This is a genomic window from Ferrovibrio sp. GW821-FHT12F09 (assembly GCF_058806775.1).
Genome location: NZ_JBXAPZ010000001.1, coordinates 1166235 through 1178815, shown reverse-complemented (window position 1 = coordinate 1178815; position 12581 = coordinate 1166235). Strand labels below are relative to the sequence as shown.

17 protein-coding genes are annotated in these 12581 nt (G+C 65.1%); 8 read left to right on the top strand and 9 right to left on the bottom strand.

The window, feature by feature from the left end; translation table 11 throughout:
- Positions 1-65 precede the first annotated feature (65 nt).
- The gene (gcvA, locus tag AC1ROB_RS06035) at positions 66-962 is read left to right on the top strand and encodes a transcriptional regulator GcvA (RefSeq protein ID WP_492972111.1); all 897 of its coding nucleotides are present in this window, start codon (positions 66-68) and stop codon (positions 960-962) included.
- Here the strand turns inward: gcvA and AC1ROB_RS06030 are convergent.
- On the bottom strand, positions 952-1965 hold the full coding sequence (locus AC1ROB_RS06030) for an adenosine deaminase (protein ID WP_492972112.1): 1014 nt from the start codon (positions 1963-1965) through the stop codon (positions 952-954). The two genes, gcvA and AC1ROB_RS06030, sit on opposite strands and share 11 nt — an antisense overlap.
- Positions 1966-2029: 64 nt before the next feature.
- Between AC1ROB_RS06030 and AC1ROB_RS06025 the strand changes: the two genes are divergently transcribed.
- Positions 2030-2626, top strand: a complete 597-nt coding sequence (locus AC1ROB_RS06025) for an HdeD family acid-resistance protein (protein ID WP_493031398.1) — start codon at positions 2030-2032, stop codon at positions 2624-2626.
- A 3-nt stretch (positions 2627-2629) separates the two neighbouring features.
- Here the strand turns inward: AC1ROB_RS06025 and AC1ROB_RS06020 are convergent, their stop codons facing one another.
- Genes AC1ROB_RS06020 through AC1ROB_RS06010 form a run of 3 tightly spaced genes read right to left on the bottom strand, consistent with a single transcriptional unit; the run spans position 2630 to position 5088 of the window.
- Entirely contained in the window at positions 2630-4138 is a 1509-nt protein-coding gene (locus AC1ROB_RS06020) for a sensor histidine kinase (RefSeq protein WP_492972114.1), read from the bottom strand.
- Positions 4131-4859: a response regulator transcription factor gene (locus AC1ROB_RS06015; protein WP_492972115.1), complete on the bottom strand. Its 729-nt coding sequence runs from the start codon at positions 4857-4859 to the stop codon at positions 4131-4133. The genes AC1ROB_RS06020 and AC1ROB_RS06015 overlap by 8 nt, the downstream gene beginning before the upstream one ends.
- A complete protein-coding gene (locus tag AC1ROB_RS06010) occupies positions 4843-5088 on the bottom strand; it encodes a hypothetical protein (protein WP_492999668.1) in 246 nt (81 codons plus the stop codon). Before AC1ROB_RS06010 ends, AC1ROB_RS06015 begins: the two co-directional genes overlap by 17 nt.
- A 592-nt stretch (positions 5089-5680) precedes the next feature.
- Here AC1ROB_RS06010 and AC1ROB_RS06005 point away from each other — a divergent pair.
- From AC1ROB_RS06005 to AC1ROB_RS05995, 3 genes are read left to right on the top strand one after another with little or no spacing between them, the layout of a single operon-like run.
- Complete coding sequence (locus tag AC1ROB_RS06005) at positions 5681-5917, top strand: YMGG-like glycine zipper-containing protein (protein ID WP_492972117.1); 237 nt, start codon at positions 5681-5683, stop codon at positions 5915-5917.
- Between the two features lie 51 nt (positions 5918-5968).
- Positions 5969-6550, top strand: a complete 582-nt coding sequence (locus AC1ROB_RS06000) for an RT0821/Lpp0805 family surface protein (RefSeq protein ID WP_492972118.1) — start codon at positions 5969-5971, stop codon at positions 6548-6550.
- Between the two features lie 57 nt (positions 6551-6607).
- Complete coding sequence (locus AC1ROB_RS05995) at positions 6608-6793, top strand: hypothetical protein (protein WP_492972119.1); 186 nt, start codon at positions 6608-6610, stop codon at positions 6791-6793.
- An 85-nt stretch (positions 6794-6878) separates the two neighbouring features.
- On the opposite strand, the gene AC1ROB_RS05990 is transcribed toward AC1ROB_RS05995, so the two are convergent.
- The 3 genes from AC1ROB_RS05990 to AC1ROB_RS05980 all read right to left on the bottom strand — a co-directional run bounded on the left by AC1ROB_RS05990 (position 6879) and on the right by AC1ROB_RS05980 (position 8694).
- Complete coding sequence (locus AC1ROB_RS05990; RefSeq protein WP_492972120.1) at positions 6879-7517, bottom strand: LysE family translocator; 639 nt, start codon at positions 7515-7517, stop codon at positions 6879-6881.
- Positions 7510-8067, bottom strand: a complete 558-nt coding sequence (gene phnN, locus AC1ROB_RS05985) for a phosphonate metabolism protein/1,5-bisphosphokinase (PRPP-forming) PhnN (protein ID WP_492972121.1) — start codon at positions 8065-8067, stop codon at positions 7510-7512. The genes AC1ROB_RS05990 and phnN overlap by 8 nt, the downstream gene beginning before the upstream one ends.
- A 69-nt stretch (positions 8068-8136) precedes the next feature.
- Positions 8137-8694: a histidine phosphatase family protein gene (locus tag AC1ROB_RS05980; RefSeq protein WP_492972122.1), complete on the bottom strand. Its 558-nt coding sequence runs from the start codon at positions 8692-8694 to the stop codon at positions 8137-8139.
- Between the two features lie 74 nt (positions 8695-8768).
- Here AC1ROB_RS05980 and AC1ROB_RS05975 point away from each other — a divergent pair, with 74 nt between their 5' ends.
- The 3 genes from AC1ROB_RS05975 (at position 8769) to AC1ROB_RS05965 (ending at position 11277) form a co-directional block, all read left to right on the top strand.
- On the top strand, positions 8769-9305 hold the full coding sequence (locus tag AC1ROB_RS05975; RefSeq protein WP_492972123.1) for a hypothetical protein: 537 nt from the start codon (positions 8769-8771) through the stop codon (positions 9303-9305).
- A gap of 63 nt (positions 9306-9368) precedes the next feature.
- Positions 9369-9965 (top strand): PAS domain-containing protein, encoded by a 597-nt coding sequence (locus AC1ROB_RS05970; protein WP_492972124.1) that lies wholly within the window; start codon positions 9369-9371, stop codon positions 9963-9965.
- A 124-nt stretch (positions 9966-10089) separates the two neighbouring features.
- The gene (locus tag AC1ROB_RS05965; protein ID WP_492972125.1) at positions 10090-11277 is read left to right on the top strand and encodes a urate hydroxylase PuuD; all 1188 of its coding nucleotides are present in this window, start codon (positions 10090-10092) and stop codon (positions 11275-11277) included.
- Here AC1ROB_RS05965 and AC1ROB_RS05960 read toward each other — a convergent pair whose 3' ends face one another.
- Positions 11278-12081, bottom strand: a complete 804-nt coding sequence (locus tag AC1ROB_RS05960; RefSeq protein WP_492972126.1) for an alpha/beta hydrolase — start codon at positions 12079-12081, stop codon at positions 11278-11280.
- A gap of 11 nt (positions 12082-12092) precedes the next feature.
- On the bottom strand, positions 12093-12566 hold the full coding sequence (locus tag AC1ROB_RS05955; RefSeq protein WP_492972127.1) for a nucleoside deaminase: 474 nt from the start codon (positions 12564-12566) through the stop codon (positions 12093-12095).
- Between the last annotated feature and the right edge of the window lie 15 nt (positions 12567-12581).

Sequence of the window (12581 nt, the reverse complement as noted above, 5' to 3'; positions counted from 1 at the left end):
TGCCCGACCCGCCCTTGGCGCGCAAACGACTTCTCGCTATTACTTGATAACCGGAGGTTATCAATATGGCCCTGCCCCGCCGCTACCTGCCGCCGCTTTCGGCGCTCACCGCCTTCGAGGCCGCCGCCCGCCACGAAAGCTTCACAGCCGCCGCATCCGAGCTGAATGTCAGCCAGGCGGCGATCAGCCGGCGGGTACAACTGCTGGAGGAGATTCTGGGCCTCACCCTGTTCGAGCGTATCCGGCAGCGCGTGGTGCTCAGCCCGGCCGGCGCGGCCTATGCCCGCGAGTTGCAGGAGGCGCTGGGCCGCATCGGCACGGCGACAGTCAACACCATGGCGGCGCGCGGCGGCCACGCCACGCTGACCATCGCCACGCTGCCCACCTTCGGCACTCGCTGGCTGATCCCGCGCCTGCCGGATTTCAATGCCCGGCATCCGCAGATCACGGTAAACCTGCCGACCCGGATCGAGAGTTTCGATTTCACCGCCGAGCCGCTGGATGCCGCAATCTCGTTCGGCGATCCGGTTTCGCCCGGCGCCGCTGTCGACCGCCTGATCGAGGAAGAGCTGGTGCCGGTGGCATCGAAAAAACTGCTGACCAGGAATCGCATCCGCAAGCCCGAAGATTTGTTCAGGCTGCCGCTGCTGCAACAGTCGACGCGCCTGTCAGCCTGGCCCGACTGGTTCGCGGCACTGGGAATCAGTTGTCCGCCGGTGCCGCTGGGGCCGCGCTACGGCCAGTTCGCCATGGTGGTGCAGGCGGCCGTGATCGGCATGGGGGCCGCCATCGTTCCACGCTTCCTGGTCGAGCAGGAACTGAAGGACGGCAGCCTGGTGATCCCGTTCCCGCAGACAATCGGCAGCAAGCAGGCCTACTGCCTGTTCTATCCGGAGGCGCGCCGCAACGACCCGGTGCTGCGCGCCTTCCGGGACTGGCTGCTGGACGCCGTCAAGGCTTAGCCGCGTATACCTGCAGCGCGGCGAGATGGCGCGTCTTGGCCGCGTCGTCGATAAAGGCACTGCGAAAACCGTTGGCCGCCAGCACGACGATCTCGTCCCGGTTCAGATCCAGCGCCTGCTGCACGGCCAGGTAATTCTCGGTGACATAGCCACCGAAATAGGCCGGATCGTCGGAATTGATCGTCGCCATCAGGCCGGCCTGCAGCATTTTCCGCAACGGATGCTGCGTCATATCGTCAATGACGCAGAGCCGCAGGTTCGACAGCGGGCAGACGGTGAGCGGCATCTGCTCGGCGGCCAGCCGCGCCACCAGCGCCGCATCCTCCAGCGACCGGTTACCGTGATCGATGCGGTGCACGTGCAGCAGGTCGAGCGCTTCCCAGACGTAAGCCGGCGGCCCCTCCTCGCCGGCATGGGCCACGGCTTTCAGGCCATGTTTATGGGCCTGCGCGAAAACGCGCTGGAATTTCGAAGGCGGATGGCCCTTCTCCGATGAGTCCAGACCGACGCCAATGAAGCGGTCACGCCAGGGTTGCGCCTCCGCCAGCGTTTTCAACGCGCTCTCTTCATCCAGATGCCGCAGGAAGCACAGGATCATGCTGATGGTCATGCCGAAGTCTTTCTCGGCATCGGCTTTCGCCCGCCACAGGCCATCGATCACGGTCTGGAACGGCACGCCGCGATCGGTATGGCCCTGGGGATCGAAAAAGATTTCCGCATGCCGCACCTGCTGCGCCGCAGCCCTGCGGAAATAGGCCATGGCAAGGTCGTAGAAGTCCTGTTCGACCAGCAGCACGCCCATGCCCTGGTAATAGAGATCGAGGAAATCCTGCAGGCTGCCGAAGCGGTAGGCGTCGCGCAGCGCCTCGACAGACGCATACTGAAAGGCGACGCCGTTGCGTTGCGCCAGCGCATACATCAGCTCGGGCTCGAACGTGCCCTCGATATGCACATGCAGTTCGGCCTTGGGCAGACCGGTGATGAAGGGGCTGAGGTCCGTCATGGGGTAAAGAGTAGCGCGCCACCACCGCCGCGACAATTGCGGTATTCGGCGTTATACTGCCGCCATGCAACAAGGAGATGACGAGATCATGGTCGAACGCATGCCGCCGGGTACCGCCGCCCCGATGCCGCGCCGCCTGTGGTGGATGATCGTGCTGCGCGGCCTGGCCGCCCTGGCATTCGGCCTCGTCGCCATCTTCTGGCCCGGCGTCAGCCTGGCGATGCTGGTCATGATCTTCGGCGCCTATGCCATGGTCGATGGCGCCATCACCCTGCTGCTGGCCCTGCGCGCAGCGCCCGGCCAACCCGGCCGCACATTCCTGCTGGCGACCGGGATCGCCGGCCTGACCATCGGCCTGGTCAGTGTGCTGTGGCCGCAGGTCACGGTCACGCTGCTGATCTATATATTCGCGGCCTGGCTGGTGCTGTTCGGACTGATCGCCATTGCCAACAGCCTGAACATGCGGCGCCAGTTCGGCGCCACATGGCCCATCAGCAAGGGCGGTATGCTGCTGGTGGCGCTCGGCCTGCTGCTGACACTGTTCCCCAATGCGGTAGCGGTGGCTGCCACCTGGGTGATCGGCATCCTGGCGTTGCTGCTGGGCGGCGGCCTGCTGGCCTTCGCCTGGCGGCGGCACCAGCGCGACAGCATGGTGCTGTAACCGTCAGCCGAGCGGCAGGCCCAAGGTCACAATAAAGCCGCCGCCGCGCCGGTTGGCCGCCTCGATGCTGCCACCGACGGCTTCCATGTTACGCTTGGCGACCCAGAGGCCGAGGCCGAAATTCGGCGGCGCGCCGGTGCCGCGATCACTGCGGCCGCCGTCGCGGAACGAGACATGGCGATCGAAAATCCGCGGCATCAGAGCCGGGTCGACGCCGGGGCCGGTATCGGCCACCACGATCAGCACCCGCCTGGTGCCGCGATGGAGCGTGATCGTGACGGCGCTGCCGGCCGGCGCATAACTCAGGGCATTCTCGATCACCTGGCCGAGCGCCGCCGCGATCAGGCGGCCGCCCAGCGGCGCGGAGGCCTCGGCCTCGACAGACGTCTTGATCGTGATGCTGCGCGTGGCAGCATCGGCGGCATGGGCATCGGCCACATCCTCGACCAGCGCGCCCAGATCGACATGCTCGCGCGGCGGATCCAGGCGATCGGCCACCACGTCATCAAGATGACGGGCGGCGCGCACCAGGATATCCAGCCGTTCAAGGGCACCGTCGATGGCCATGAGCGCCACCTGGCTGCGCTTGTCGTCGCCGGTCACGCGGGCGCGCAGCGGCACCAGGGCCTGGCGGATGGTGCCCAGCGGCGTCTTGAAGGCATGGGCGCTCTCTTCCGCCGCCGTACGCAATTCGCTGGCGGTGGAGCGCAGGCTGTCTTCCATGCGGTCGAAGGCATTGGCCACGGGCTCAAGTTCGGGAATCTGGTTGCGTGCTGCAAACCGCCCTTCGATGCGGCGCTCCGCCACGGCGCGCGCGGTGGCGGCGAAGCGCCGCAGGCCATGGCCGATATCGAAGGCGATCACCAGCACGATGGCGGCGAAGATCAGGTAAATCGCTGCCGCGACCTGCACTTCGGGCGCCCGCCAGTAGGGCTGACCCAGACGCTGCTCGGCGACATCGGTTAGGTCGCTGGAAATCACCAGCACCCAGCAGCCGCGCGCTGTGCGCACCGGCGTAATCGAGGTGATCAGTTCGGTCAGGCCGTCGGCACGGTCGATACGCAGCGCCACAGGCAGGTCGCCGGCGCAGGACTCGCCCAGCTGGTCGAGAACGCCGGTGGCCGCCAGCCGCGCGCGTTCGGATTCCACATCGGCCGGCTGCACCGGCGGCGCCGAAGCGACATAGAGGAACCCGGTGCCAGGGGTCGCATCCTGCGGACGGAACAAAAGGCGCAGACTGACGCCGGCGGTCTGGAACCGCGACAGCTCTTCGCCCAGCTTGAACAACGGAGTCATGTCGGCACGCTGCAGCCGTTCTTCCAGCACGCGGCCGACGGTGAAGCCCTTCACGCGGATGCTTTCCAGCAGCAGGCGCTGGCGATCAAGATCGGCCTGGCGGAAAGTGAGATAGAGCACCACCGGCAGAGCGATGAACAGCGTCAGCACGACAAGGGCGCGAACTGTCAGCGACCGCCAGAGCCGATGCAGCGTCCAGCCATTGATCTCAGCCATGGCGCCAGCGATAGCCGAAGCCCGGATAGGTTTCGATCGCCTCGAATTCCGGATCGAGGTCGCGGAATTTCTGCCGGATACGCTTCACCATGGCGCGCACATTGGCGCGATAGCCGTCCGGACCCTGGCCGGCCTCGAAACCGACGCCGCGCACGGCATCATAAATCTCGCGATAGCCGACATCGCGGCCGACGCGCTGGGCCAGCAACTGCACGACCTTGAATTCACCATGGGTCAGGTCGACCTGGGCGCCGTTCCACACGGCCCGAGCACTGGCCACATCCAACATCAGGCCGCCGCCGTCGCCCAGTTCGTTCGGCGCCTCGCCGGCGGCGGGCGCCTTGGCCGCGAGCGCAATGCGCAGGCGCTGCAGGATGATGGCAAAGCTTTTGCTCTTGTCGACGAAATCGACGGCACCCAGCTTGAGGCCCTTTTCCTCAAAGATCGGCTGATTGAGGCCGGTCAGGAAAATGACCGGCAGCGTATGGCCGGCAGCGCGCAGCTGCTCCAGCGTGGCCGGACCATCCTGCACTGGCATCTGCCAATCGAGCAGCAAGGCGGCCGAGCGATTGCCCTTGGCAAACCAGTCGACGACAGCACTGCCATTGTCAAAGGTGATGGCGCGATATCCGGCCTCGCGCAGATTGGCGGAGATGGTATCGCGGAACAGGCCATCGTCGTCCACGACGGCAATCAGGGAAGCATCAGCGGCGGCTGGCATCGCGGGATATCCTGTTGAGGCAGCGGTCGGCATCGGGACTTGGGCCCGCGACGCCATTCATGTCGTAGTGCAGTGTGTAGAACTCATTACGGGCGGTATCGAAATACAGATACGCAGTCAAACGACACTCCCCTATGCCGAATTCCATCACCCGCGCCGGCGGCGCTTCGCGCTCCAGCGTCGGCAGGCCATAGGCCTGGATCAGACCGAGGCGGTTCAGGCCGGTCACGACCGGAGCCGGCCTTGCAGTCTCCGGCTCGGGCACGGGCGCAGGCGCCGACATGGTCGGGGCCGGCGCTTGCGGGGGTTTGCGTGCCGGAACCGGTGTGGCGCGCGGCGGGCCGGGGGGCTCGACAACCGGCGGTGGCGGCGCTGGCTCAGGCTCGACAATCGGTGGCGGCGGCGACGCTGTCAGTCCACGCAGCATCTCGCAGCCGGACAGCACCATCACGGCCGGCAGAAGAAGAACGGCAAGCGGACGACTAAAGGGTCTGAACATGCCGCAAACGATACGCAGGAGTATGACCATGGGGAAAGCACGATGAATCTCGGTAATCCAAGGATATCATTGTCTCGCATAGAACTACAAAGTCTTTGCAAGTAAAGACAATAGTAATTCATGTGATAATCCTGTGATGCAAAGAGGATATACTTGTGATGCCCGCAATAAAACCGGGATGTAGAGAAATACTCATTGCCGAATACATGCGAATCACCAATTCTCATTGGCGACACGCAGGCCTTCCCGCCTTTCAGAGTTTCAGCCCGACCATTCCGGTGGGCATCTGGCAGAGCGGCCCTGCAGCGAGAGGAGGATCGGTTTGAAGAAAGCCCAGATCGTCGCCCTTGCTATGATTGGCTTCCTTGCTGCCGGTTGCAGCAACATGAACAACACCCAGCAGCGCGCAGTTTCTGGCGGTGCCATGGGTGCGGCTGCTGGCGGTGCCATCGGCCTTCTCACCGGTCACACCGTAGCGGGCGCCCTGATCGGCGCCGCAGCCGGTACGGCCGGTGGCCTGATCGTTGACTCGAACGAAAAGAGCAACGGCGGCAAGTAATCGAGCTTTGCGTTTGTGTTGAGTTCTTTGGGTTTAGCGGAGCGGTGCGACATGCCTGCCTCAACCCCGTGGTGGAGTACCCCCTCCACTGCCGCACCGCGGCCTGGTCGCCGACCCACCCTCGGCCTGGCCGCTGCCATCGCCTTCTCGGTGTTATCCGGGATGGCGATGGCAGATCCGCGCCCCCAACTCACCCGCGCCAGCAACAATGGCGCCTATGCTATGCACATTCTCCCTTATGGCATCGATCGTGGCACCTGCGACCGCAGCCTGCTGTCCCGCGATCTTGCCGTAGATCCCGCCCGCCTGGCGACATCGAAAACTGCCGTCGGTGGCGCCGATACCAGTCTGCTTGCTGCGGCCACGGTCGGTCGCAGCATGGATGCCATCGACCAGGCCTGCATCGGCCGTGTTCTGGAATATGCGCCGGACCGCACCGCGATCCGCTGGTATGGCGCACCGCGCGCCGCCTATGGCGGCCCGGCCTATGCCGTGACGCCGTTGCGCACCTTCGAGCGAGACGGGCAATACTGCCGCGACTATCAGGCAGTGGGCACCATCGACGGACAGACCGAGCAAAGCTATGGCACGGCCTGCCGCATGGCCGACGGAATCTGGCGCACGCCAGGCTGAAACCGCGCAGGATTTGCCTGCGCCGACCGTGATTGTAAGCGCCGAATGGAGGCGACCATGCTGACCAATACCTTGCTGCTCTACATGACCCAGGAAGCGCTGACCAAGGCACGCCAACGCCTGAAAGCCCGGAAGGGTGAAGAGGTCGACGAGCGCGGCAATCATGGTGCCGGCGCACCCTTGCCGCACTGGCGCACCATCCGCCGCCCGGCCGACAAACGCCCGGCTTCGCTGCGCCACTGAATGCGGCGCGCCGAATGCGCGCGCCAGATCATACGCAAGAAAAAGCCTGCCCTCACCGGCAGGCTTTTTTATTGGCGGCCGCGGGTCAGCCGCGCGCGGTTTCGTAGATCAGCCGCAGCCCGAGCAGGCCCATCACGCCGCTGGCGGCACGATCGACCCAATGCTTGGCATTCAGATAGGCGGCGCGCGGACGCTGGGCCGAAAAGGCCAGCGCCACCACCGCATACCAGCCGCTTTCGATGGCGAAGATGCAAAGCGGCAGCGCAAAAGCCAGCCACAGCGGCAGGGCAGCCGGCAGCAGGGCGGCGAAAATGCCGGCATAGACCACCGCCGTTTTCGGATTGCTCAGCTGTGTCGCCAGGCCGAGCAGGCCGGCGCGCCACAGCCCGGCCGCAGCCGGCGGCGCATCGGCCAGGACCAGCGGCTGCCGCGCTCCGCGCCAGATCAGCACCGCCAGATACAGCAGATACAGGCCGCCAAGGATTTTCAGGCCGGCATACAGCCAGGCCACCTGGGCCAGCAGCGCGATCAGGCCGAGCAGCGCCAGGCCGGCAAAGATTGCGCCGCCCAACCCCATGCCGAAGGCGGCGGCCAGACCAGCGCCGCGCGACGCGGCCACGGCGGTGCGGGCCACCATGATGAAGCTTGGCCCCGGACTCATGGCGCCGATGGCGATCGCCACCATGATACCCAGCAACGGCAGCAGATAATCGACCTCAGGCATGATGCATTCCATGTTCCAGCAGCGCGACGAACTGCGCCGCCGTATCGGCCAGCGCGCCATCATTGTGCAGGATCGCCACATCCGCGCCAACCAGATCGAAGGCGGCAGCGCGCGCCAGCCGCTCTTCGATCACGGCCGGGGTTTCACGACCACGGGCCTCCAGGCGTCGCCGCAGCACGTCAGGCGCTGCCGTGATGCCGATGACCAGCAGACCCGGATATTTGCGCCGGGCATCGTCCACGATGGCGCGCGAGACATTGACCACCACCTGGCGGCCGGCGGCGAGATCGGCATCGATGCTGGCCGGAACGCCATACTGCAGGCCATGCGCCGGCCAGTGCAGGGCGAAAGCGCCGCGCTGCTGCAGGGCTGCGAATGCGGCTTCATCGACCGGCGTGTAATCCTCACCGCCCAGACCGGGCGCCCGGGTGATCACACGGCGCGGAAACACCACATCGCTGCGATCCTTGAACAGGAGCCGCACAGCATCCAGCACGCTGTCCTTGCCGACACCGCTGGGCCCCACCACCAGAACAAGACGGTTTTGCATGGGCTGGTTTTAACGCAAGCCGGGGCCCATGCACCAGACAGGCCGCGCAGAGGTCGAAGAAAGTCGACGTCACGAATCCGACATCTTCAGCCGCCGCAGCACGGCCAGATCCTTGCGCGCCACCACGATCATCTCACCGCTGGCCGGATAGACGCCCGTCAGCGCGGTGATATTGACCTGATGCGTCACCAGGATTGCCGGCCGCCCCAATGGCAGGCCGTCGATCAGTCGCCGCAGGGCGGTTGTCTGGCGGCCACCGGGGTCGCCATCGCCGAAAAAGGAATTCAGCGGCGTGGCAATCTCCGGCTGGCCCAGCCCCAGAGCCATGGCGGTGTCGCGGCAGCGGCACCAGGCGCTGGTGAACACCGCGGCAGCCGTCAGCCCCTGTTCGCGCAATTGCGACCCGATCCGCGCCGCCTGCGTGCGCCCGGCCGCCGAGAGGTTGCGCTGGGTCGCACAGTCCTCCAGCCGGAAGCCGGGGGGATCGCCGGTGCCGGGTGCCTCGGCATGACGGATCAGGGCGATGGCCTCGCCATTCCGCAACATCGGCCAGATATCCTGGGCCACGGCAGGCACAGAGGAGCCAGCCAGACCGAACAGGACTACTGCCAGAAACCGAAACCGCATCGTGACCATCCCTCGCCGCCGCACCCGATTGCCCTAAGTCATAGGGCGAAACATCCGCGCGACCAGAGCACATCATGACCCTGCCGGTGGCCCAGACCCTGAAACTGATCCTGGCGCTCAGGCCGCCGGGGCAAGATTCGCTTGCGCCGCTGTTCGCCGAACTGCAATGCCAGCCGACGCCACGGCCGGCCCATCTGATCGAGGACGAAATCTGGGCGCGCTGGATCGCCCATGCCGAACCGGCGCTGGAGGCCCGTATGCAGCGGGCGATTTCCGCCACCGCGCGCCGGCGCTTTCCTGAGGCCGAACGGCTGCTCGATGAGCTGGTGCGCGATGCACCGACCTGGGCCGAGGCCTGGAACAAGCGTGCCACGCTGTATTTCCTCACCCGGCGCGATGCCGAATCGGTGGCGGATATCTGCACCACGCTGCAGCATGAGCCGCGGCATTTCGGCGCCATCTGCGGCTTCGGCCAGATCTGCCTGCGCCATGGCGAAACGGCCGCCGCCGCCAGCGCCTTTGCCGCGGCCCTGCAGATCAACCCGCAGCTCGACAACCTGAGGGTTGCGTTGGCCGAACTCGAATCAATGCCACCATCACGGCTGCACTGAAAAAGCGCCTTGCCCGGCCAGCACGACACCGGCAATCTGGATGCGGGAAGGCAGGACATCACGATGCCCATCGATCTGGCAATCATAGATGCCATGCGCGACGAGTTGCTGGCCGGCGGCACAACGCGCCTGGTTGCACCGTTTCAATCGCTCGGACTGCGATCGCCGGTGGTACGCTGGAATCCGTCGCCGTCCAGCCTGCCCACCGAACAACTGCCCTTCCTGCTGCGGCACTGGCTGCTGCTGCAGAACCGTCACGGCACCGTGCGGCCGGAGCATATCGACCCGTTCGACCTGCGGCCGGCACTGGGCCATATTCTGCTGCTCGACGTGCTGGAGGACGGTGCCGATTATCGCTACCGGCTTTATGGCAGCGACATCGCCCGCGTCGCCGGTTTCGACATGACCGGTAAGCGCACCTCCGAAATGGTCACCGGTACGCTGGCGAGCAATTTCTACCTCGCCATCTATCGCGCCCTGCTGCTGCGGCCGGAGCCGATTTACAGCTGGCACGAAATGCCGGCGGAAATCACCATCAACAACTGGGATCGCGTGGTGCTGCCCCTCTGGGATGCCGAAGGGCGCATCAGCCGCATCATGACCTGCAATGTCGCCGGCCGGCCCACCCCGCTGCTGCCGCGCTCGGACCCGGCAAGCTGACTCGCGACGAAATCGTACACAATCCGGATTGACGATTCTGCCGCGCCCCGGTAGGGCTTGGACATTGCCGCACCCGCCGCCAGCCCCAGGCGGAATCCGGGCTGCGTGCGGGGGATGATCTGCGATGTTCGATCTGGCAATGGAATGGCTCAATCTGGTGCTGCGCTGGATGCACCTGATTTTCGGCATCGCCTGGATCGGCTCGTCCTTCTTCTTCGTCTGGCTCGACAACTCGCTCCGCAAGGCGGCCGACCAGGGCCCCGACGTGCAGGGCCAGGCCTGGCTGATCCATGGCGGCGGCTTTTACTTCACCGAGAAATATTCGGTGGCGCCAGCCCGGCTGCCGGCCGAGCTGCACTGGTTCAAATACGAAGCCTATTTCACCTGGATCAGCGGCTTCTTCCTCATGGGCGCGCTGTACTATGTCAGCGCCGACCTCTACCTGATCGACGACCGTGTGCTGCATCTCAGTCCGGCGGAAGCCATCGGCTTCAGCCTGGTGTCGCTGTTCCTCGGCTGGATTGTCTACGACCTGCTCTGCCGCTCGCCGCTGGGCAAGAGCGACGCGCTGCTGGCCATCGCAGGCTTCGCCCTGCTGGTTTTCGCCGCCTGGGGCTATACGCAGATCTTCTCGGCGCGCGCCGCTTACTTACATGTCGGCGCCCTGATCGGCACCATCATGGCCGCCAATGTGGCAATGAACATCATCCCGAACCAGCAGATCGCCGTGGCGCAGATGATCGCCGGGCAGGCGCCTGACCCCTCCTTCGGCAAGATGGCCAAGCAGCGTTCGCTGCATAACAACTACCTGACCCTGCCGGTGCTGTTCGCCATGATCAGCAACCATTACCCGATCACCTATGGCCACCCTTACGGTTGGGTGATTCTGGCTTTCGTGATGATTATCGGCGGCCTGGTGCGGCATTTCTTCAACCTGAAGAACCAGGGCCGCGGCACGCGGTACGAATTCCTCGCCGCGGCCTTCGCGCTGACGGTGGGCCTGGTCTTCTTCACCCACTGGGACCCGCGGCGGGTGACGCTGGCCGAAGGCGTGACCGTCGAGGATGTGCAGAAGGTGGTCGCCGCCCGCTGCACCGCCTGCCATGCGGCCAAGCCGACCTTCAACGGCATCACCGAAGCGCCGAAGGGCGTGATGCTGGAAACCCCGGCGCAGATCCGGCGCTTCGCCGCGCTGATCAGTCAGCAGGCCGTGCGCACCGAAGCCATGCCGCCGGGCAATGCCACCGGGATCACGCCGGAAGAGCGCCAGGTGCTGGGCGCCTGGATCGCGGCAGGCGCGCATCTGAAATAATCAGTTCAGGCCTTTAAGCCAGCCGGTTACGGTCCGGACGACGTCGTCATCCAGTCCAGCGAAACCGTGGTAACCGGCGGCCTCGCATTCCTGCCCCGGCGGATCGGCCCGGCCGCCCTTCAGCATCACGATATCGACGCGCGGCGCAGCCGTCAGCAATGCCTTGAAACCTGGCGTCGCCGCGGCCGGCGTATAGGGACAGGCATCGCTTTCATGCGCCACCAGCAGCACCGGCATGGTGATGGCATCCAGCGGCCGCACATTGCGCTGGACGGAGGGCTGCGCATCGGTCTGGTGCATCAGCATGCCGGAGGTGATGACAATGGCGTCGGGCTTCTGCACGCCTTGCAGCCGGGTTGCGGCATTGGCAACGCTCAGCGCACCGCGACTGGTGCCGACCAGATAGACCTTAGGCGTTTCCTTACGCAGCATTTCGACAAGAACGCCAATGTCTGCGGCATGCTCAGCAGCCCATCGATAGCCATCCCTAACTCCGCCGTCAGGTCGCTTGAAATCTTCTGGCAAATCAGGGGTAGCAACCACGTATCCGGCCCAGGCATAGCTTCCGCGCGTCCGAATCAGTTGATTGCCCGTCAGGCTCCTGACCCGACCATTGTCGTCGATATCGAGCCGCCCGCTGCCACCCGCCAGGACAATTATGCTACCCAGTACTGGCAACGCCGACTGGCTAATATGAACACGCATATGAGTATTACGAACCGGAATAGAACCGTGTCGATCTTGAGTCGCGTGGGCCGGTAATGCAGAAACGACCAAAACAACCAGTAAGAAAATGGCACGCATCGCGGACTCCATCAGTACGGTGTCTTGTCCGGCTTGGCATCCCATTCGCGGAACACCTCCAGCGCCTCGTCGCGCAGGATCTGCTCGCAGGCCAACGTGCGGCGTTCGCGCGGGATGGCCAGCTGCCGGTACAGGAAGGCATCATCGAAATTGATCGCTGCCGCATCGGCCTGCTCGTTGGCGTAATAGACCTTGTCGATGCGCGCCCAGTAGGTGGCCGACAGGCACATCGGGCAGGGTTCGCAGCTGGTGTAGAGCACGGTGCCCCGGAGATCGAAGCGCGCAAGCCGCTGGCAGGCATCGCGGATGGCGACCACTTCGGCATGGGCCGTGGGATCGTTGGTGGAGGTGACGCGGTTCCAGCCCTCGCCCACCACCTTGCCGTCCGCCACGATCACCGCCCCGAAGGGGCCGCCGGCACCGGCATTCATATGGACGCGGCTGAGGGCAATGGCGCGGCGCATAAACTCGGCATGATCGGTCATGGCGAAATGCCTTTC

Excerpts from the sequence above, each read along its gene's own strand:
- AC1ROB_RS05980 (WP_492972122.1), bottom strand. The coding sequence starts at position 8,694 with ATGCGGTTTCGGTTTCTGGCAGTAGTCCTGTTCGGTCTGGCTGGCTCC.
- AC1ROB_RS06000 (WP_492972118.1), top strand. The coding sequence starts at position 5,969 with ATGCCTGCCTCAACCCCGTGGTGGAGTACCCCCTCCACTGCCGCACCG.
- AC1ROB_RS05970 (WP_492972124.1), top strand. The coding sequence starts at position 9,369 with ATGCCCATCGATCTGGCAATCATAGATGCCATGCGCGACGAGTTGCTG.
- AC1ROB_RS05975 (WP_492972123.1), top strand. The coding sequence starts at position 8,769 with ATGACCCTGCCGGTGGCCCAGACCCTGAAACTGATCCTGGCGCTCAGG.
- AC1ROB_RS06030 (WP_492972112.1), bottom strand. The coding sequence starts at position 1,965 with ATGACGGACCTCAGCCCCTTCATCACCGGTCTGCCCAAGGCCGAACTG.
- AC1ROB_RS06015 (WP_492972115.1), bottom strand. The coding sequence starts at position 4,859 with ATGCCAGCCGCCGCTGATGCTTCCCTGATTGCCGTCGTGGACGACGAT.
- AC1ROB_RS05965 (WP_492972125.1), top strand. The coding sequence starts at position 10,090 with ATGTTCGATCTGGCAATGGAATGGCTCAATCTGGTGCTGCGCTGGATG.
- phnN (WP_492972121.1), bottom strand. The coding sequence starts at position 8,067 with ATGCAAAACCGTCTTGTTCTGGTGGTGGGGCCCAGCGGTGTCGGCAAG.
- AC1ROB_RS06020 (WP_492972114.1), bottom strand. The coding sequence starts at position 4,138 with ATGGCTGAGATCAATGGCTGGACGCTGCATCGGCTCTGGCGGTCGCTG.
- AC1ROB_RS05955 (WP_492972127.1), bottom strand. The coding sequence starts at position 12,566 with ATGACCGATCATGCCGAGTTTATGCGCCGCGCCATTGCCCTCAGCCGC.
- AC1ROB_RS05960 (WP_492972126.1), bottom strand. The coding sequence starts at position 12,081 with ATGCGTGCCATTTTCTTACTGGTTGTTTTGGTCGTTTCTGCATTACCG.
- gcvA (WP_492972111.1), top strand. The coding sequence starts at position 66 with ATGGCCCTGCCCCGCCGCTACCTGCCGCCGCTTTCGGCGCTCACCGCC.
- AC1ROB_RS06025 (WP_493031398.1), top strand. The coding sequence starts at position 2,030 with ATGCAACAAGGAGATGACGAGATCATGGTCGAACGCATGCCGCCGGGT.
- AC1ROB_RS05990 (WP_492972120.1), bottom strand. The coding sequence starts at position 7,517 with ATGCCTGAGGTCGATTATCTGCTGCCGTTGCTGGGTATCATGGTGGCG.
- AC1ROB_RS05995 (WP_492972119.1), top strand. The coding sequence starts at position 6,608 with ATGCTGACCAATACCTTGCTGCTCTACATGACCCAGGAAGCGCTGACC.